Here is an 18773-nt window from a genome sequence, read left to right as displayed (position 1 = left end):
GGGAAGGCATTGACCGTCCGAGCGGCGGCCGACGCCTTCCTCGACTCGCTCCGCAACCCGAACACGGTCCGCAGCTACGCGACCGGCGTCGGCAAGACCGCCGAGCGGATCGGGGAGGCCCGCCCGCTGGGGTCGGTCGCGGACGACGAGATCGGCGAGGCCCTGGAACGGCTGTGGGGCACCGCGGCGGTCAACACCTGGAACGCCCGCCGGGCGGCGGTGCTGTCGTGGCTGGGCTGGTGCGAGTCGTACGGCTACGACGGCCCGGCGGTCCCGGCCTGGACGAAGCGGCTGGCAGTGCCGGACTCCGAGACCCCGGCCCGCTCGAAGGCGGCCGTGGACCGGCTCATCGCCCGGCGCGAGGTCCAGCCGATGGTACAGACCACGGACACCGTGGCGACGGCCGGGGCACTCCAGCCGTGTCCCAGTGAGGTGGCCGCGAGGAAGCCGAGCGTGGTACTCGCCGCTGCGGGGACGCAGGCGGGGCCGCGGGCCAAGGGCTCGGGATCGTCGGGCACTTCGGCTGCGCGCCGACCTGGTCGACCGTACGGAGCCGGGCCTCGGCGGCTGGACTCCCCGGGGAACTGGCGACAGTTGAATAGGCGAGCCCACCAGTATCACACCTGTGATCGCGGGAACCGGGTCGAGGTCACAGCAATCGGTCGACCAGCCCGTCGACGTAGTCCGGGGTGAGCGGGACCATGCCGAACAAGACGCGGATATACATCGGAGCCAGGATGTGGTCCAGCACGTCGAACGCGTCGGGTGCGTGCTCGCCGCGTTCGCGGGCGCGATCGAGCATGGACTGCAATTGCCGCATGCGTTCGGCGCGGAGGTCGTCACCAGCCTGCAGCTGACCGCTGCTCGACAGGGCGACGGCTAGGTGCAGCACCGCCGGGCCGTCGGGTCCGGTGATCTCTCGGGCCACTTGGGCCGCGTAAGTGCGCAGGTCGCCGGCCAGGCTCCCGGTGTCGGGCATCGGCGACTGCGCGTTGAGGCGGGTGAGCGCCACGTCGGTGAGCAGGGTTTCCAGGCTGCCCCACCGGCGGTAGATGCTGCTGTCGGCTACGCCTGCGCGGGCTGCGACGTCGCCGACGGTGAAGTTGCCGTAGCCGTGCTCGCTGATCAGGTCGGTGACGGCCTGGTGCACCTGCGTGCCGACGCGGGCGCTGCGCCCGCCGGGCCGCCGGGCTCGCTGTCGTTCGTTCATGCCCTCACCTTAACGCAGCCAGGACTTGCGTTTGTGGGGCGATCCTCCTTATAGTCGCCTAACGCAGCCACTGGCTGCTTTAGAGCGCTCGGGTGTATCGCCACTCGCGTCGACCGTGGCCGGGCGCAACTACCGATTGAGGGGGATCCGCATGGGTGCATCGCATGCGGTCGTAGGCAGCGGAGCGGCGCTGCCCGAATGGGTCACCCCGTCCGGCCCCGAGAGCGCCTGACAGCCCAACGCATGGAGTCACGTCCGGTTCCTGCCCAGCAAAGGAGCGCACCTTGTCGCCTGATCCGACCACCGTCCACCCGCTGCCCGCACACGAGCGCGTGGCGTTCCTCAAACCACTGGTCACTTCGCCGAACATCGACGTGGGCGATTACACGTATTACGACGATCCGGACGGCGCCACGGACTTCGAGCGCCGCAACGTCCTCTACGCCTACGGGCCGGAGCGTCTCGTCATCGGCAAGTACTGCGCGATCGCCTCGGGAACCACCTTCTTGATGGCCGGTGCCGGGCATCCGGCGATGGGGGTGTCCACGTACCCGTTCACCATGTTCGGCGGCCGGTGGGCCGAGCAGACCCTGGACATCGTCACCGCCATGCCCAGCCGCGGTGACACGGTCGTCGGCAACGACGTCTGGTTCGGCTACCGGGCGACCGTCATGGCCGGCGTGCGGATCGGCGACGGCGCCATCATCGCGGCCGGCGCCATGGTCACCGCCGACGTCCCGCCTTACACGATCGTCGGCGGCAACCCGGCCAGACCTATCCGGCAGCGCTTCACCGACGCCGACATCGAGCGGCTGCGGCGCGCCTCGTGGTGGGACTGGCCCGCCGACCTGGTCACCGAGCACGCCCGCACCATCATGGCCGGAACCCCGGCCGACATCCAACGCATCGCCGCCGAGCACGGCCTGGGGAGGCCTCTGTGACCCACGTGACCGTCGAAGAGCACACGGTGGCCGACAGAGTGGCCGGACCCTACGCCCTCACCACGGGACCGGACGGCGCGCTGTGGTTCACCCTCGTGCAGAGCGGCCGGATCGGCCGGCTCGTCCCCGGCGAAGAACCGGCGAGCCACCGCCTCGACCCCGACTGCGGACCGACCGTCATCACGCCCGGCCCGGATGGCGCGCTGTGGTTCACCGAGACCGCCGCCGACCGCATCGGCCGCATCACCATCGACGGCGACATCGACGAATTCGACGTGCCCACACCCGGCTGCGGGCCGTTCGGCATCGCGGCGGGGCCCGACGGTGCGCTGTGGTTCACCGAGACCGCCGCCGACCGCATCGGCCGCATCACCATCGACGGCGACGTCACCGAGTTCCCGCTCCCCGTCACGGGTGCGTTCCCGTCCGCGATCACCGCCGGCGGCGACGGCGGGATGTGGTTCACCCTCAACCAGGCCACCGCCATCGGCCGGATCGACATGAACGGCGCGGTCACCCTCCACTCCCTGCCGACGAAGGAAGCGGCGCCGGTGGGGATCGCCGCGGGCCGCGACGGTGCTCTGTGGTTCACCGAGATCGCCGCCGGCCAGATCGGCCGGATCACTCCCGACGGGCAGATCACCGAGTTCCCGCTGCCCGACCGCGCCGCACGGCCGCACGCCGTCACAGTCGATGAACAGGGCACCGCCTGGTTCACCGAATGGGGAGGCAACCGCGTCGGCACGATCACCCCCGACGGCTCCGTCACCGTCCACGACCTGCCCACTCCCCGCTCCGAACCGCACGGCATCACCGTCGGTCCCGACGGCGCCCTGTGGACCGCGCTCGAGATCGGCGCGCTCGCCCGCATCGCTCCGGTGGGCAGCGCCACCTGAACAGACCCGCCCCCCTACCGTCAACAGCGGTCGCCCGCACGGCGGCCGGAGAGGAAGTTCCTAGTGGGCGCCATGGACTATGACGTAGTGGTGGCCGGAGGCGGCCCGGTCGGACTGATGCTGGCCTGCGAGCTCCGGCTCGGAGGCACGCGGGTGGCCGTCCTGGAGCGCCTCACCGAAGTGAACCCGACGATCAAGGGCGGGGCGATCACCACGCCCAGCGCCGAGGCGCTGTACCGCCGGGGTTTGCTGCCCGCGCTGGCCAAGGTGCACCAGCAGGCAATAGACCGCTTCCAGGCATTCATACGCGAGCGGAACGGCGGGGACGCAGGCGGGGCCGCGGGCCAAGGGCTCGGGATCGTCGGGCACTTCGCCGGAATCATGCTGCGCGCCGACCTGGTCGACCGTACGGAGCCGGGCCTCGGCGACGCCGGACCCGCCGCCGAGATCGCTTTCGTGACGCAGCAGGACATCGAGCGGCTGCTCGGCGAGCGGGCGGACGAACTCGGCGTCGACGTGCGCCAGGGAGTGGAGCTGACCGGCTTCGACGCGGACGACGAGGCCGTCACCGTGCGAACCAGCCACGGGGCCATACGCGCCGGCTGGCTCGTGGGCTGCGACGGCGGCCGCAGCACGGTCCGCAAGCTCGCGGGGTTCGAATTTCCCGGTACGGACCCGGAGATCACCTGTCACCAGGCGGTCGTGGAGATGACCGGCGCCGAGGACCTGAAGGTCGGCTGGACCGCCACGGACACCGGGGTATACGCCCACGGGCCGATGCCGGGCCGCGTCGTCACCGTGGAGTTCGACGGCCCGCCGGCCGACCGGGACGCGCCGGTCACCACCGAGGACCTCCAAGCGCGGCTGCGTCACGTATCCGGCGTGGACGTCACGATCACCGGGGTGCGGACCGCGACCCGCTTCACCGACCACGCCCGCCAGGTCACCGAGTACCGCAAGGGCCGGGTGCTGCTGGCGGGCGACGCAGCGCACGTGCACTCCGCGTTCGGGAGCCAGGGGCTGAGCCTGGGTATCGGGGACGCAATGAACCTCGGCTGGAAGCTCGCCGCGGTGATCGGCGGCCGGGCGCCGGAAAGGCTGCTGGACACGTACACCTCCGAGCGGCATCCGGTCGGTGCGTGGGTCCTAAACTGGACCCGGTCCCAGGTCGCGGCCATGCGCCCGGACCCGCAGTCCCGGGCCCTGCGCGAGATCGTCAGCGACCTGGCGGAGACGGTCGCGGGCACCACGTACCTCACCGCACGGCTCAACGGTGGCGGGGTGCGGTACAAGATGCCGGGCGAGCACCCGCTGACCGGCCGCAGCACCCCGGACCTCGAACTCACTGACGGCAGCCGCCTCGCGGACCACCTCCACGGTGGCCGGGCGCTCCTGCTCGACCTCACCGACGACCCGGAGCTCCGGGCCCTCGCTGCGGGGTATGCCAGCCGCGTCCACACCCTGACGGCCGGCTGCCCGTCCCGCCCGGAACTGGCGGCGGTCCTCGTCCGTCCGGACGGCTTCACGGCCTGGGCGGCCGACGCGGGGGCGCAGGCGCCGACATCGACGGCCGGGCTGGCGGAGGCGCTGGAGGAGTGGTTCGGAGTGCCAGCGGGTGCGGTGACGCCGGGCTGATCCGCCGCTCTGCTGACTGACTCGAACCACGATCCGATTCCGCCCACGGCCGCCGCCCCCACCCGGTGTGGCGGCCGCCCGCACCCCAGTCCCGGCCCAGCAGCAGCCCGGAACTCTCACCGGCCGCCTACCGCACCCGCCGCCACGCAATAGCCGCCACACCCTCCGCCGGTGTGGCGGCTCCCGGCCCCCTACGAGCCGGTGACCAGTGCAAGCGTCACCGCTGGGACAGCCCCGGCGGTGACGGTCACCGCACCCGGGTCACACCTCTTCGGCCGCGTCCGGGTCGCGCAGCGGGCGCAGGCCGCCCGGCAGTTCGGGCAGCTGGAACGAGTACCGGCCGAGCATGTTGACGTGGTGCCTTACGAACGGGGAGAGGCGGGCCACGTCCTCGTCGCGGACGTCGAAGCCGTCCGCGCGCAGCTGGTTCACCGCGGCGTCCATGTACCGGGTGTTGAACAGGACAAGGGCGTTCAGGACGTACCCCAATGCCCCGATCTGGTCCTCCATTCCGTCCTGGTAACGCTGGTAGAGCTGCCCGTGCCTGCCGTGGAAGATCTTCCGTGCAAGGGAGTGGCGGCCCTCCTGGAGGTTGGCCTGGCTCTTGATCTGCCGCCGATAGCCGGACTCGTCCGCGATGCGCAGAATATGCAAGGTCTTGGAGATCCGCCCGTAGTGGGCGATCGCGTCGCCGAGCGGCGTCGGACGCCCGTCCCGCGACAGCATCCGGATCACGTCGTACGCGCGCACGGCGCCGGTGTGGATGGAGCCGGTGATCCGCAGGATGTCCTCCCAATGGCGTTCGATCCTCGCGAGGTCGACCCGGCCACGGGCCGCGTCCTGGAACACGCCGTAGTCGGCGCTGCGGTCGATGCGCCACATCTTCTGATCCGGCAGGTCAGCGAGCTGCGGCGCGTACGCGAACCCCGCCAAGGTCAGGAGACCGAAGACAATGTCGCTGTAGCTTGCGGTGTCGGTGACGATCATCTCGGGGCGCTTGCCGCCATCGCGGTCGTAGAGGACGTCCAGCACGTACAGGGAGTCGCGCGGGGTGCCAGCCACGACCTTCCCGCCGAGCCCCGCGGCCTGGTCGTTGATCATGTTGAGCCAGGTGGCGCCGCCGCGGCGCCCGAAGTACTTCGGGTTCGGCCGCGCGTACACCGACGGCACCGGGACGACGAACCGCATGCCGTCCACGGAGGCGACCAGGCCGCCGCCCCACGCTTGCGCGAGCGGGACGGAGGCCTGGTAGTCGATCAGCGTGGCGTTCGCCGCCCGGTACGTCGCCAGCCGCAGATAGGTCTGGTCGACATGAGAGAGACGGCCGTACTTCAGCGCGTCCGCGGCCCCGATGACCGGTGTAGCCGACGTTGCAGCTGTGCGAGACCAGCAGCGCGGCGATCGTCACGTGCAGGTCCTTCAGCCTCGCTCGCCGCCGGTGACAGAGGTGAACGCCTGGTCGGCGCCGGTCCAGGAGAACACCTCCAGCAGGGCCTCCGGCAGGTCGACGCGGGGGAGCATCGCCTCCACCGCCTCCCGCAGGGCCCGCAGGGAGGCGGGTTCGGGTTCCGGTTCCAGGGCGGCGAAGTGCAGCCGTCCGTCGTCGTCGAACACGATCTGGGAGTTCGCCGGCACCCGGGCGGCGACCTCGCGGTAGGTGCCGTCCAGCAGCGCGGCCCGCGCGGCCAGGTGCTCCCCGGGCTCGGCGGGCAGGTTGAGGGAGGCGAGCACGGTGGGCTTGGTCTGTTGCCACGCCTCGCCGTCGAGGAGCTTGGCACGGGGGTCGCCCCACTTGGAGGAGTTCTTCGCGAACACCTCCCGCCGGCGCACCATCCGGTGCAGGTGCTCCAGCACGCAGAACGCGTACGCCTTCCAGCCCGGCTCCAGGTGCGGCGCGGACAGCACCAGCCGCCGCCACGACCCGACCAGCAAACCGGTGTCGATCTCGGCGGGGCCGACCTTCTTCCGGCCCATCAGGTCCGGCAGCGACTTCAAGGCATTCAGGCAGGCCCTCCGGGGTAGCGCCGAAGTCGACCACCGTCACCAACAGCTTCAGAAACGGCCGCACAGTGCCGAACCGGGTGACCAGCTGGGTCCGCCATGCCTCGTCCGCGTCCGAGTCGAGCGGCGGAGTCAGCTCGAACTCACCAGCGTGCGTTCGGGCCGTCCCGTCACGCTCCCCGTACTCCTTCAGGCATGACGCATCGGCGATCCCCAGCTGCTCGGCCAAGTACTCGGCGACCTCCGCCGGCACCTGCCGCGGGTCCGGCATGAACCGGCCCAAGTACCGCACACTCGTCAGCTGGACCGCGAACCCGAGCCGGTTGTGCGCACGCCGCTTGGCCTGCACCTTCTCCAGATCCGAGTCATCCAGGAAGAAATACCGCTCCAGCTCCGCACGAGACGGCGCTCCGTTGAACGCCGCGTACTGGGCTGCCTGTTGATCCGACAAGAACTCGACCGCCACCAGGGCCTCCGAAGATCGACAACATCGACCCGCGAAGGCTCCGCCGTACGATCAGCCCAGGTCAAAGCGCCGAACAGGGCCGCGAAGGCTTAGCGCACGATCTGACACGGATGTTCCTCACCCCCCTAATCACCCTGCGGGCCCGCGGGGCTCTCCCCTCGGGTGATTACGGCGTAATCACCCCGGCGTCCTGGGGAGCCCGCCGCTTGGGTGATTACGGCGTAATCACTCCGGTGGCGGTCCACGGCGCCCGCCAGGTGGGTGATTACGCCGTAATCACCCAAGCGGGCTCGGCGGTACGGGGGGCTCCGGCGCCGTCACAGCGGCAGGGTGATGCCCAGTTTCTGTACCGCGGGGGGTGGGGGGCCGCCGCCCGAGCGTTCCGTCTTGCGGCCCTTGGTACCCGGGGCGAGGGTGCGCGGGTCCACTGCCTCCGCCGGTGCCCCGGTGGCGTACAGGCCGTCGGGCTCGGTGTCACGGTCGTGCGGCAGCAGCCAGAAGACGCGGCGGCGGAACGTGCCCGAAGAACGGGAGGGTTTGGCCTCGGGCCCGAGCAGTGCGTACCCCACCATCCGGCCGTCGCGGTGGTAGGCGGGCCTGCTGCGGCGGGTGGGCAGCCGGTCGAGGCTCTGGCGCACGTAGTCCAGCCTGCTGATGTCCTCGAGCCAGACGAAGTCGACCTCGTGGGCGATCTCGTCCTCTGCGATGAGGGCACTCATGCTGTCTCCTCGTCGGCGATCAGTCCGATGCCCGGGTAGTACTTGCGCTGGTTGGACAGGACCATCTCCCTGGGCGACGCGAGCCCCACCATCTCGCGAACCCGTGCCGCGAACGCCCGGGACGACACGGCCGGGGCTCCCTCATTCTGACACCAGGTCTTGTAGGCCGCGTAGAGCTTGGCTTGCTCCGCTCGCATCCCGGACTCGATCCGGCAGCTCTCGCTCAGGAAACGCCCGGTGAAGTCCTCGGTCTCGGCGTACGCGGTCGTGGCGATCCGTACCCGCTCCGGCCCGCTGAGCTGCTTCTCCCCCGCCAGATAGCGGCGTGCGCCCGTGATGAGCCAGTTGAGGATGCCGGGCCCCTCCTCGTTGACGAGGATGTCCGCCAGGTTGTCGATCTTGCGGTCGTCCGGTACGACACGTTCGAACGGGATCAGGCGCATCCGGCGCCAGAAGGCGAAGCCGCCGGTGCCCACCTCGGGCCGGTGGTTGCCCAGGAGCCAGAGCTTGTGGGTGGGCCGGAAGCTGAAGAAGTCCTGCCGCATCCGGCGCGCCTTGATCCGGTCGCCGCCGGTCAGCAGCTTGACCCGGGCCTCGTCGAAGCGGTCCCCCGGCTTGACCTCGTTGCACACGATGACCCGGCGGCCGTGCAGTTCGGCGAGGTCGGTGGGGTGGCCCTCGTAGGGGCGGGCCATCAGGAACCCGGGGGGCGCGGCGTCCGCGTAGTCGCCGATCAGCTTCATCACCACGTCCAGCAGCACCGACTTGCCGTTCTTGCCGGAGCCGAACAGGAAGGGCAGGACCTGGGCGCCGACGTCACCGGTGATCGAGTACCCCAGCAGCAGGTGCAGGAACTCGGTCATCTCCCGGCCCTCGGGATCGTCGCCGAAGGTGTCGGCGAGGAACCGGTCCCAGCGAGGCGTCGGCATCGACCGCGGGGCCACGGTGGTGGAGCGGGAGTGGAAGTCCCGGTTCGGGTCGGGCCGGTGGAGCAGGCCCGTGCGCAGGTCGACGACCCCGTCCGGAGTGCACAGCGCATACGGGTCGGCGTCGAGCTGCGAGGCGCCCAGCACCATGCCCGGCGCCGACTTCGCCTGGGCGAGCAGCGCGTTGATGCCGCTGGTGCTCAGTGCCCGGCGCCGGTGCTGCTGCAGCGCGCTGCTGCTGTGCACGCCGCGCGGGTCGGTGGTGGCGATGGACTCGGCCAGATCGCCGGCCGCCCACAGCACAGTCTCGTCCTCGTCGATCTGCCAGCGGGTGCTGTCCCAGCGGAACCAGCCGAGCCCGGGCACGTGCCGGTAGTCGTTGGAGTAGAACTTCACGAACAGCTTGGCGTTGCCCCGGTCGCTGAGTGTGTCCGGCAGCAGGCCGTCCGCCGTGGCCTCGCCTCCGCCGGCGTCACCGTTCCCGCCGCTGTCGCGGAAGTCCCGAGGAGCGGGCAGGGGGGCGGGCCGGGCGAGGATCTGCGCGGCGGCGGCCCGGGCGTCGAAGCGGAACAGCGCCGCCTGCTCGTCGGAGGTCATCGCCGGCCTCCCCCGAGCCTCGGCCGTGTCCGGCCCGTACCCATCGCGCCGCCGGCGCCTGTCTCCTGCCCGCGCCTGCGGGCGACGTCGCGTGAGCCCCCCAGCTCAGAAGCCATGCGCACCCCCCGTCAGCGACCGAAGCGACTGAGCGACCGACACAGCCTAGCGAAGCCCTACGTCGGCCAAAGTGACTCGTGGGAAACAATTTTCGACACCCTGACCGAGGGCAGCTACCGAAGAGCCAACGGGGCAGCTACCGGGAGCGCCGCTCTCTCGGGCTCAGGTGCTGCACAAAAGCGCAGGTGGAAGCAGGTATGACGACCGAACAGCGACTGAAGCGACTGAAGGTTCCTATCTATGACGCACACACGCACATGCATTGCAGCTCATATACCCGACCCTTGAGTCGCTTCAGTCGCTGTCTCGCTCAACTCACCGCTCTGACCTGCGAGTTCTTCCCACAGACGGGCAGCGACGGACGCCATGGACGGTCGCTTCCCTTCGGTCGCTGCGCCTCGGGCCGCCCAGCCCCAGCGACCGAAAAGCGACTGAAAGCCAGCGACCGTATCCGGAACGGCAGCAGAAACCCTCGAGCGGCCCTGGAGCCCCCCTCCAGCCGGGCACGGCCGGGGCGGCTCCAGGGGCGCCCCTAGCGGGAAACCTGCGCGGCAGCCGGGCCCTGCTGGGACCGGGGCGTCTTCTCCCCCACCTTGCGGACGTCGATGGTGCGCGGGTCCACGGCCTCACCGGGGGCGCCCTCCTGGTACAGGCCGTCGGGCCGGGTGTCCCGGTCGTGCGGCAGCAGGAAGAAGACCCGGCGGCGGTACAGGCCGCTGTCGGGGTCCGCCTCGGCGTGGTCGTCGAGTTCGGCGTAGCCGACCATCCGGCCGTCGCGGGCGTAGCGGGGCTTGTTGCGGCGCCGGGGCGTCTTGTCGAGGGCCTGGCGGACGTAGTCGAGGTTCTCGGGGTCCTCCAGCCACACCACATGCGCCTCATGGGTGAGATCGCCCTCGGTCAGTAGCGAACTCATGGCCGCCGCCCCTCCTGTGTGTGCCGGGCTGGACGGCGGGCCGCCTCGGGCTGGGGCGGGCCGTCCGCTGTGCAGCCTGGCGCTGCCGGACGATCGTAGGCCGGACGGAAGGAAGTCGGTAGGGGAGTCCGGTCCCGCTGCGGGTCTTGGCGGCCGGGGGGCCCGTGGGTGATTACGGCGTAATCAGGCCCCGGAGTGATTACGCCGTAATCACCCACGGAGGACTCGGAGGACTCGAGGGACTCCGTGGACCCGGTGGACCGCGTGGACCTGGAGGTGATTACGGCGTAATCAGACCCCAGGGTGATTACGCCGTAATCACCCACGACCGGCCGAGGGAGATGCGCTGACGGTGGATTCATGAGTGCGTGTCCAGCAGGGCGAGGCGGGGGTAGTACTTGCGGCCGTTGGATTTGATCATGTCGGCGGGTGAAGCGAGACCGACCTCCTGGCGGACCCGGGTGGCGAAGGCCCGCGCGCCGGCGGGGCGGATGCCTTCGCCCGCGCTGCACCAGGCCACGTACGCCGTGTAGAGCAGGCCCTGTTCGACGCGGAGGTCGGGCTGGGCCTCGAGGTCACGGGTGCAGCACTCGGTGAGGAAGCGGCCGATGTGGTCCTCGGTGTTGGCGTAGGCGGTGGTCGCGATGCGGACACGGTCGGGGCCCTCGAGGCTGTCGCGGGTGGTGAGGTAGCGGCGGGCGCCGTCGATGAGCCACTGCAGGATTCCGGGTCCCTCGTCGCGGACGAGTTCGAAGGCCAGGTTGTCGATCTTGCGGTGTTCGGGGACCGTGCGCTCGAAGGGCAGCAGCCGGATACGACGCCAGAACGCGAAGCCGCCCGTGGTGACTTCGGGCCGGTGGTTGCCCAGCAGCCACAGGTGGTGGGTCGGGGAGAAGGAGAAGTAGTCCTGCCTCATCCGGCGCGCCTTGATCTTGTCGCCGCCCGTCAGCAGCCGCACCCGGGCCTCGTCGAACTTGTCGTTGGGCTTGAGTTCGCTGCACACGATGAGCCGGCGGCCGTGCAGTTCGGTGAGTTCGGTGGAGTGCTCGGAGAAGGCGCCCCGGTCCATGAGGAAACCGGGTGGCGCGGCGTCCGCGTAGTCCCCCAGGATCTGGATCATCGTGTCGAGCAGCACGCTCTTGCCGTTCTTGCCGTGCCCGTGCAGGAAGGGCAGGACCTGGGCGCCGACGTCACCGGTGATCGAGTACCCCAGCAGCAGGTGCAGGAACTCGATCATCTCCCGGCCCTCGGGATCGTCGCCGAAGGTGTCGGCGAGGAACCGGTGCCAGCGCGGTGTCTCGTCGCGCCGCGGGGCCACGCTGGTGGCGCGGGAGTGGAAGTCCCGGGTGGGGTCGGGCTTGCGCAGCAGACCGGTGCGCAGGTCGACGACACCGGCCGGCGTGCACAGCGCGTACGGGTCGCCGTCGAGGGTGTCGGGGTCCATGGACAGGTCCGGGGAGGCCTTCGCCTGGGTCAGCAGCGCCTTCATGCCGGTCGTCGACAGGGTCCGCCTCTTGTGCCGGATCAGGTCGCGGTCGCTGAACAGCCCGCGCGGATCGCTCTCCGGCAACTCCTCGGCCATCTCCCCCGCGGCCCACAGAGCGGCCTTCTCTCCCCCGGCCCGTTTCCACCGGTAGCCGTCCCAGGCATACCAGCCCAGGCCCTCGACATGGCGAAACTGGTCGCTGTAGAGCCGGACGAAGAGCCTGGCGTTGCCGCGGTCGCTCAGACTGCTGGGCAGCGGCGTGGAGGGCACCCGGGTGATTACGGCGTAATCACCCGCCGGCTCCATGCCCCCCTGCGGGCGCCCGGTGATTACGGCGTAATCACCCGCGGGGTCCAGCCCCGCCTCCGCACGGGTGGTGATTACGCCGTAATCACCCGGCCCCTGAGCGGCGGGAGAGGTCTGTGCCTGTGCGGGCAGAGCCGCCGGGCGGGCGGGTGCCTGCTCGAGGTCCAGCATCTGCTGAGCGGCGGCGCTGGCGTCGAAGCGCGGGGTCTCGGCGCTGCTCATGAACGTCCTTTGAGATGAAGCGGGCGTGCGGACCCCGCGGCGAGGCCGTCGTCGATGATGCGTGTGCTGCGGGCACTCTGCCGGGGCCGCGCGGTCTCGGCGGCCTCGCGCAGCAGGGCCCGTGCAGCGTCCTCGTCCAGGTGCCCGGCGGCGGCGAGCCCTCCAGCGGTGTAGGCGGCCTTGTTCAGCTTCTCGGTGAACGCCGCGCCCTCGGGCGTACTGGCGCACGCGGCGACCTCGGCCAGCAGTGGCTCGAGCACCCGGTGCCCGGCGGCGGCCGAGGCGGCCGGACGGCGGGTGATTACGCCGTAATCACTCCGGTGCCCGGCGGACCCGTCCCGGACGTACAGCCGCCGCGGCTGGATCACATGCCCGGTCCGTACGAGTTCCTCGCCGAGCCATTCGGGCAGCAGGGCGGGCAGCCGGGCCGGTCCTTCGGGCTGGTAAGTGCCCTGCGCGGTACGGGTGGTGGGGGCCACGATGTAGCCGCCGTCCGCCCGCACGTCCACCTGCCACGCCAGTGCCACCTTGGTGCTGGACCCGGTCGAGCAGCGCAGCCGGGTGGCCGGGTGCGGATTGCGGTACCAGATGTGCAGGCCCCCGGACGGGGTGCGCACGCGCAGGGTGCCGGTGTCCTCGGCCGGGCTGGGCTGCCCGCGCAGCGCGGCGAGCAGCGCGAGGGTGTCGAAGCCGGAGGCGAGCCCGCGCAGGTTCACGGAGTCGTGGATGGGGATGCCGGGCAGCAGCCGGTTGCGGTCGGGGACCAGTGTGCTGTGCGCGTCGACGTCGATGACGACCAGCCCCGCTCCCCCACAGGCGATCCCGACCCCCCGGGGCGGGGCCGGGGACCACCAGCTGTCGATGAGCGAGCTGTCGGTGGTGGCGGCGTGGAACCCGTGGCACGGGCGGCCGGCGGGCAGACAGGCGCAGTCGGCGGGCTGATGGGCCCGGTCCCTGCAGGAGGGGCAGTTCGCGACCGGAGTCTTGCGGCCCGGAGCCAGGGGGTGCACCGGCCACCCCTGCTCCGCGCACCAGCGGGCCACGGCATGGGGTGATGCGGGCCGCACTGGGACTGCGGACTCTCTCGTCACAGCGGGGCCGGGCAAGCGTCCGTCCTTCTGCCAGGGACTGTAGGGACTGTATTTCGGGACACTCTAGGACCCCGGATCACCACTGAGGGAACAGCTTTCCCGCGTGGCGGGGCATCAGCCCCGCAGCTTCCGCCGATTCTTGAGCCCGCCTCAAGTGACTCTGGGGGACGGGTCCGAGGGACCGGACGCTTCAGTCCCTGCTTCGGACCCTCCCTTCAGTCCCTGGGTGTCTGCGCAGGTCAGGCCGGTGATGGAGGCCCCGGAAGGGACTGAAGGGACTCAAAGCGCCAATTATGAGCTAGTTATGTTTATTAGGCTGTTTATATACGCGCGTGCATACGCGCGCACGCAGAAAGACTTATAACTGGGAAGTTGAGTCCCTTCGGTCCCTCAAGGGCCACTCAAAACGCTCTGACCTGCGGTTTTCTGAGGGACTGAAGCACAGGGACCGAACCGCGCGACAGTCACTGCGGTTCGGTCCCTGCCGATGTCCTCGGCCCAGCGCGAGGACGGAAAAGGCTTCCCGGATCACTCCACCCGGGTGGCGGCCTGCTTGACCAGGGACTGGGCAAGCTCGACGAGCCGACCCTGGTCCCGCTCCAGGCCCTTCGCCGCGAGGAAGCGCAGCAGATCGAAGAAGACCTCGTCCGAGGCGATCTTCGCGTCCAGCAGCATGGCGAGCGATCCGGGCTCGTCGTACGGAACCTTCCGCGGCCGCTGCTCCGACTGGCCGCCGTGCTCGGTGTCCCCGGCCCCGGCCTCGCCGGGGGAGACTCGCCCCCGGGGCTCGGGAATCACCTCGAGGGCCTCGGCAGCGCCCGGCTGCCCCGGCTCCCCCGCCGCCGCGGGCTCTTCGGGAGGGCTGGTGATTACGCCGTAATCACCAGCGGGGCTCTGCACCGGTGCCTCGGAGCGGTCGGTGATTACGGCGTAATCACTCGCGGGGTCCGAGTCCGTCTCCGGACGGCCGGTGATTACGCCGTAATCACCGGAGGGGTCCCCGCCCGCCGAACCCGGCTCCGTGCGAGGGGTGATTACGCCGTAATCACCCGGGGCCCGCGGCGACTGGGCCGCACGCGCCCGTTCCTCGGCCTCCCTCGCGTCCTTCCGGGCCCGTTCCGCCTTCAGCTCCTCCAGTGCCGCTTCCTGCTCCCTGGCGGGCTTGTTGCCGACCGCCCGCAGCAGGTCGATGGGCTCCTCGCCGATCCGCGCCTGCAGCGCGGGGGTCAGGTTGAGCAGGGCCAGCCGCTGCGACACCCAGCCCTGGGAGCGGTGCAGGCGCTTGGCCAGGGCCCGCTGGCTGCCGTGGATCACCAGCAGCCGCTCCAGCGCCCGGGCTTCGTCGATCTCCTCGAGGGCCTGCCGGTGGATGTTGGCGACGAGGGCGGACTCGAGGAGTTCCTCGGCGGTGGCCCCCTGGTCGTCGCTGACCATCACCTTGACGGTGGCCAGTCCGGCCTCCCGGGCCGCGGCGAGCCGGCTGCTGCCGTCGACCACCACGTACAGGGTGTCGGGCTCGAGGGCGTCCTCCTGGTCCGGGTTGGCCTTGAGGTAGGCATCCCGGTTCATGACCGTGATCGCCTGCTTCTGCCCGTGGGTCTTCAGGCTCCCGGCCAGATCGGTGAGGTCGCCCAGGCTGGAGCGCGGGTTGTCGGGGTTGGGGCTGATGCGCTCGACAGGAAGCTCGGAGGGGGCCGCAACGCCCTCGGTGGGAACACCGGTTGCGGCGGCGACGGCCTGGCGGCGGGCGCTGACCGGGCGGACCGCCCCGCCGAAGCGGCCGGCGCCGAGCTGATCGGCCTTGCTCACAACACCTCCCTGGCCAGCGCGCGCATCCCCACCGCCTGCTGGGACTTCGGCGCGTACGACAGCAGCGGCCGCTTCACCCGCACGGCCTCCTTCTGCTCCTTGAGGTCCCCGATCAGACCGATGACCCGTGGATCCTTTATGTCGACCCACCCCTGCAGCGAGGAAGTGGCGATGTACCCGCGCCGGGAGTCGTAGAGGTTGACCACGATGCCGAGGTAGTCGATGTCGATCTGCAGGTCCCCGCGCAGATCGTCGATCTGGGTCGTCAGCAGCTCATAGGCGTCCGCCGAACTGTCCTCGGCCTGGACGACGATGAGGGCGCCGGACTGCCCGGCCCGCTCTCCGTCGCGCCGCCGCCCGTAGTACGCCGCGGCGTCCATGCTCAGGCCGAGGCTCGGCGGGCAGTCGACGATGATTACGTCGTAATCACCCTCGAGCGGAGCCAGCGCCCGCTCCAGCGCCGCTTCCCGGGCCCGTACGGCGGAGAGCCGTACGTCGAGCAGGAAGGCGTCGTTGCAGGCCGGCAGGAGGTGCAGCCGGCCGCCGAAGACGTCCTCGTCGATCGAGACGATGAGGTCGCGCAGCTCTCCCTTGGGCTCGCCCGCCATGTGGTTGGTGAGGCTGTCACCGTTCATCGGCAGGGGAGTGGCGCCCAGCTGGTTGGTGAGGTGGCACTGCGGGTCGAAGTCGACGAGCAGCACCTTCAGTCCGGGCCCGGGCAGGTTCTCGATGTCGAGCGGGTCGTCCGCCGGCTCGGCGTCTCCCGTGTGGGTCTCGCTCGCGCGCAGGGCCTGGGTGAGTGCCTTGGCCACGCGCACGGAGTGCAGGACGTTGGAGTCCTCGGACAGGGCCTCGCCGAGCCCCGCTGTGATCGCCGTCTTGCCGACGCCGCCCTTCTGGTTGCAGACGATGATGCGCCGGGTGACCTCCGGCCGCTCCACGTCCGGTGCAGGGTTGGAGTCGAGCCACAGCTGGACGGACTGGGCGAGTCCCTGAATCAGTGACACCCGCCGGTCGGTCGCGACCTGCCGGAACTCCTCCCACTGCCCGGGCGGCAGGAACGTGGAGAAGGAGTCGGCCCCGGAGGTGTCGACGCTCTGCGCGGGCGAGGCCAGGACGCACCAGTCCCTGATGCTCTGCTCCACGGCGGTCTGGATGTCGATGCCGTACTGAGCGGCTCTGACTTTCAGGTTCTGCCGGAGCCGTCCCGGCAGTTTGGAGACGACCTTCTCGCGGTCGCTGAAGGAGGCTGGAGAACTCATGACGTCACCATACTAACGTTCCTGACCCTTCATGAGCCTCTACACGTTAGTTTGCTGACGTTCTTGAGTGAGCTGCGAGGCTCTGGGGGTGATTACGCCGTAATCACCCCGCCTCTGTCTGCCCGCCACGCGCAGAACTCTCCTGCCGGTGCGCCCGGTCCCCGCGTGCGGGTCACCACCGCCCAGCGCCCGGTCACCGCACGGCCGGTGCCGGGAGCGCGCGTGCGTGCTCGCTCCCGGACCTGGCTGGGCAGCGTGGTACCAGGGGCCTTCGCCGGCCCCTGGACCCCGCTGCCCCTCCACTTCCCGGCGCGCATCCGTTTCGTCGTGGCCCAGACCGTGCGCGCCGGCAAGCGGAGGGTCCGGGTGCCGGGCGGGGGCAGGTACCCGGCGAACTCACCGGGGTACGGCACCGACGCCGACTACAGGCGCACTTGAGGGCACCCGTCGCAGGGCAGAGGCGGTTGTGGTCCAGGACGGAGCCGCAGCGTCACACGGATACCGGGCAACGGACCTGCGCGCCCCGGGGAAGGAACAACGGCGGGCTTGTTTACAAGGTAAGAGAGCGCAGCCGCCAAATGCCCTCTGACCTGCACAAACACCCTGGATGACCAAGACCGTAGGAACTGCCAGGCAGTTCCTGGGAACTGCCACCACGTCCGTAGGAACTGGGTACCCGGTTCCCAGGAACTGAGTGCCCAGTTCCTGGAACAGCACCAGATTGACGTGACGTACATGTCTCTGGCCCCGAAGCGCCCGAAATCAACGGCCCCGGCTGCTGAACACGACGGCATCCGACACGGCCGGCAGGCGTACTTAATTGACTTCCTGCTCATGTACGTTAGGTTCATCTGGTCGGCCTGAGGGCCGTCCTTCATGAACCCCTGAACCACCCATCACCCCCGTTGCACGGAGGGCCCTTTGGGAGCCGTACGCAGACTGGTCGACGCCGACACGGGCGAGCCGGTCCCCTATGCGCCGTACGCCTTCTCCGGCAGGCATACGCAGGTGGACAAGGCACGCGTCGAGGCGATCACCGAGTCCAGGGCGTTCACGCCCAGTCAGAAGTTTCTCGTCCTGTGGTGGATCGGGGTCTCGCCCGAGGGTATGGAGCCACTGCGAGCCACCGGCGCCGACATCGCCAAACGAGTGGGGATGTCCTCCGACGCCGTCGGAAAGATCAACAGGAAGCTGGTCAAACACCGCATCCTGATCGTCCGAGGACGGATCGGCAACTACAACCTCTATCGGATCAGCCCGTACATCGCCTTCCACGGCACAGGGATCGAACAGCGTGACGCCGTGAAGACGTGCAACCCGCCGGACATCCCCGGGTTCGACGACAATGTTCCTGCACGGTGGGAGGTCCAGTGATCAGCATCGACGACAAGCAGAAGAACCTCGAACTGCTGGAGAAGACGGCCGGCATGAGCGCCAACCAGCGTCTCGTCGTCATGCTGTACGCCCTGCACCCGACCGACCGCTCCGGCGCCGTCCTCGAGACCGCCGCCAACCTGGCCAAGCTCGTCGGCATGGCCCCGCCCGTCTTCTCCCGCACCCGCAAGCAGGTCATCGAGGCGGGCTGGCTGGAGGAGACCGAGCGGATCGGGCACATCAAGTACTACCGCCTCGACCCCAAGCGGCTGGGCGAGAAGGTGGTCGTCCCCCTCCGGCGCGCCACCTGACGTTCCCCGGACCGCACCTCATGTACGTCACGTCAATGAGGTGCGGTCTCGAGGACGTCTTGATTGACCTTCCGGCAACCTCCGAGCTGCCACCTCGCTGCTGAGACCCGTCCGCGATCTGTCACCTTTCGGTTCTCTTGCCGGTCTCGAGCGATTCCTCACCTTTCCTCGAGCCGTCCGACCGAGCATGGCCGGGCCGCGAGGGGAGGGGATCGGGCGGATGCGATGCGTGGAGAGCGTGTTCCGGGCGGAACGGGGTGGGACCGGGGAAGAGGAGCCGGTGCCTCTCGCCTTCGCGCTGCTCATCTCGCGACCGCAGGGCGCAGAGCAACGGTGGCCCGGCCGCAGCGGGCGGAAGCGACCGAAGGTCTGTCGTTCGCGGGGCGGCTCGCGCGCACCGCGGTGCCGCGCCGGCCGCCTTCCGCCGCACCGGGACAGATCCTGCAGGCGCCTTCGCGTGCCGGCCGGGACGGCGCGGCTGTTGCTCCGCG

At 70.2% G+C, this 18773-nt stretch carries 14 protein-coding genes and 2 pseudogenes; 7 read left to right on the top strand and 9 right to left on the bottom strand.

The annotated features are described in order from the left end of the window. Positions 1 to 9: 9 nt before the first annotated feature. Positions 10 to 366 (top strand): annotated as a pseudogene (locus A6P39_RS44675) (integrase/recombinase); the annotation flags it as partial. Between the two features lie 283 nt (positions 367 to 649). On the opposite strand, the gene A6P39_RS44670 reads toward A6P39_RS44675, so the two are convergent. Continuing rightward, positions 650 to 1210 (bottom strand): TetR/AcrR family transcriptional regulator, encoded by a 561-nt coding sequence (locus tag A6P39_RS44670; protein WP_275884561.1) that lies wholly within the window; start codon positions 1208 to 1210, stop codon positions 650 to 652. Positions 1211 to 1494: 284 nt separating this feature from the next. Between A6P39_RS44670 and A6P39_RS44665 the strand changes: the two genes are divergently transcribed. The 3 genes from A6P39_RS44665 (at position 1495) to A6P39_RS44655 (ending at position 4682) form a co-directional block, all read left to right on the top strand. Continuing rightward, positions 1495 to 2151 carry a CatB-related O-acetyltransferase gene (locus tag A6P39_RS44665; RefSeq protein ID WP_275884560.1) on the top strand — a complete coding sequence of 219 codons (657 nt, stop codon included), beginning with the start codon at positions 1495 to 1497 and terminating at the stop codon, positions 2149 to 2151. After that, complete coding sequence (locus A6P39_RS44660) at positions 2148 to 3047, top strand: Vgb family protein (protein ID WP_275884559.1); 900 nt, start codon at positions 2148 to 2150, stop codon at positions 3045 to 3047. Before A6P39_RS44665 ends, A6P39_RS44660 begins: the two co-directional genes overlap by 4 nt. Positions 3048 to 3119: 72 nt before the next feature. Beyond that, the gene (locus tag A6P39_RS44655) at positions 3120 to 4682 is read left to right on the top strand and encodes an FAD-dependent oxidoreductase (protein WP_275884558.1); all 1563 of its coding nucleotides are present in this window, start codon (positions 3120 to 3122) and stop codon (positions 4680 to 4682) included. A 261-nt stretch (positions 4683 to 4943) separates the two neighbouring features. Here the strand turns inward: A6P39_RS44655 and A6P39_RS44650 are convergent. The 8 genes and pseudogenes from A6P39_RS44650 to A6P39_RS44615 form a co-directional block, all read right to left on the bottom strand. Further along, positions 4944 to 7149, bottom strand: a pseudogene (locus tag A6P39_RS44650) (Tn3 family transposase). Positions 7150 to 7466: 317 nt separating this feature from the next. Then, on the bottom strand, positions 7467 to 7868 hold the full coding sequence (locus tag A6P39_RS44645) for a DUF6009 family protein (protein WP_275884557.1): 402 nt from the start codon (positions 7866 to 7868) through the stop codon (positions 7467 to 7469). Beyond that, complete coding sequence (locus A6P39_RS44640) at positions 7865 to 9391, bottom strand: DNA primase family protein (RefSeq protein WP_275884556.1); 1527 nt, start codon at positions 9389 to 9391, stop codon at positions 7865 to 7867. Before A6P39_RS44640 ends, A6P39_RS44645 begins: the two co-directional genes overlap by 4 nt. A gap of 649 nt (positions 9392 to 10040) precedes the next feature. Continuing rightward, a complete protein-coding gene (locus tag A6P39_RS44635) occupies positions 10041 to 10421 on the bottom strand; it encodes a DUF6009 family protein (protein ID WP_275884555.1) in 381 nt (126 codons plus the stop codon). Positions 10422 to 10779: 358 nt separating this feature from the next. After that, on the bottom strand, positions 10780 to 12435 hold the full coding sequence (locus tag A6P39_RS44630) for a DNA primase family protein (protein WP_443053141.1): 1656 nt from the start codon (positions 12433 to 12435) through the stop codon (positions 10780 to 10782). Continuing rightward, the gene (locus A6P39_RS44625) at positions 12432 to 13478 is read right to left on the bottom strand and encodes a bifunctional DNA primase/polymerase (RefSeq protein ID WP_275884554.1); all 1047 of its coding nucleotides are present in this window, start codon (positions 13476 to 13478) and stop codon (positions 12432 to 12434) included. Before A6P39_RS44625 ends, A6P39_RS44630 begins: the two co-directional genes overlap by 4 nt. A 576-nt stretch (positions 13479 to 14054) precedes the next feature. Beyond that, on the bottom strand, positions 14055 to 15335 hold the full coding sequence (locus A6P39_RS44620; protein ID WP_275884553.1) for a ParB/RepB/Spo0J family partition protein: 1281 nt from the start codon (positions 15333 to 15335) through the stop codon (positions 14055 to 14057). Beyond that, positions 15332 to 16597, bottom strand: a complete 1266-nt coding sequence (locus A6P39_RS44615; RefSeq protein WP_275884552.1) for a ParA family protein — start codon at positions 16595 to 16597, stop codon at positions 15332 to 15334. Before A6P39_RS44615 ends, A6P39_RS44620 begins: the two co-directional genes overlap by 4 nt. Positions 16598 to 16762: 165 nt before the next feature. On the opposite strand from A6P39_RS44615, the gene A6P39_RS44610 reads away from it, so the two are divergent. From A6P39_RS44610 to A6P39_RS44600, 3 genes are all read left to right on the top strand, one after another. Next, on the top strand, positions 16763 to 17035 hold the full coding sequence (locus A6P39_RS44610) for a hypothetical protein (protein ID WP_331454247.1): 273 nt from the start codon (positions 16763 to 16765) through the stop codon (positions 17033 to 17035). 483 nt (positions 17036 to 17518) lie between these two features. Beyond that, the gene (locus A6P39_RS44605) at positions 17519 to 17971 is read left to right on the top strand and encodes a MarR family transcriptional regulator (protein ID WP_275884550.1); all 453 of its coding nucleotides are present in this window, start codon (positions 17519 to 17521) and stop codon (positions 17969 to 17971) included. Further along, complete coding sequence (locus tag A6P39_RS44600) at positions 17971 to 18282, top strand: replication initiation protein, RepL2 (RefSeq protein WP_275884582.1); 312 nt, start codon at positions 17971 to 17973, stop codon at positions 18280 to 18282. The genes A6P39_RS44605 and A6P39_RS44600 overlap by 1 nt, the downstream gene beginning before the upstream one ends. Positions 18283 to 18773 lie beyond the last annotated feature (491 nt).

Source organism: Streptomyces sp. FXJ1.172, from assembly GCF_001636945.3.
Classification (GTDB): Bacteria; Actinomycetota; Actinomycetes; order Streptomycetales; family Streptomycetaceae; genus Streptomyces.
The sequence above is the reverse complement of the archived record's forward strand: the minus strand, read 5'-3'. Positions and strand labels throughout refer to the sequence as shown.

Excerpts from the sequence above, each read along its gene's own strand:
- A6P39_RS44615 (WP_275884552.1), bottom strand. The coding sequence starts at position 16,597 with ATGAGTTCTCCAGCCTCCTTCAGCGACCGCGAGAAGGTCGTCTCCAAA.
- A6P39_RS44635 (WP_275884555.1), bottom strand. The coding sequence starts at position 10,421 with ATGAGTTCGCTACTGACCGAGGGCGATCTCACCCATGAGGCGCATGTG.
- A6P39_RS44645 (WP_275884557.1), bottom strand. The coding sequence starts at position 7,868 with ATGAGTGCCCTCATCGCAGAGGACGAGATCGCCCACGAGGTCGACTTC.
- A6P39_RS44640 (WP_275884556.1), bottom strand. The coding sequence starts at position 9,391 with ATGACCTCCGACGAGCAGGCGGCGCTGTTCCGCTTCGACGCCCGGGCC.
- A6P39_RS44670 (WP_275884561.1), bottom strand. The coding sequence starts at position 1,210 with ATGAACGAACGACAGCGAGCCCGGCGGCCCGGCGGGCGCAGCGCCCGC.
- A6P39_RS44630 (WP_443053141.1), bottom strand. The coding sequence starts at position 12,435 with ATGAGCAGCGCCGAGACCCCGCGCTTCGACGCCAGCGCCGCCGCTCAG.
- A6P39_RS44655 (WP_275884558.1), top strand. The coding sequence starts at position 3,120 with ATGGACTATGACGTAGTGGTGGCCGGAGGCGGCCCGGTCGGACTGATG.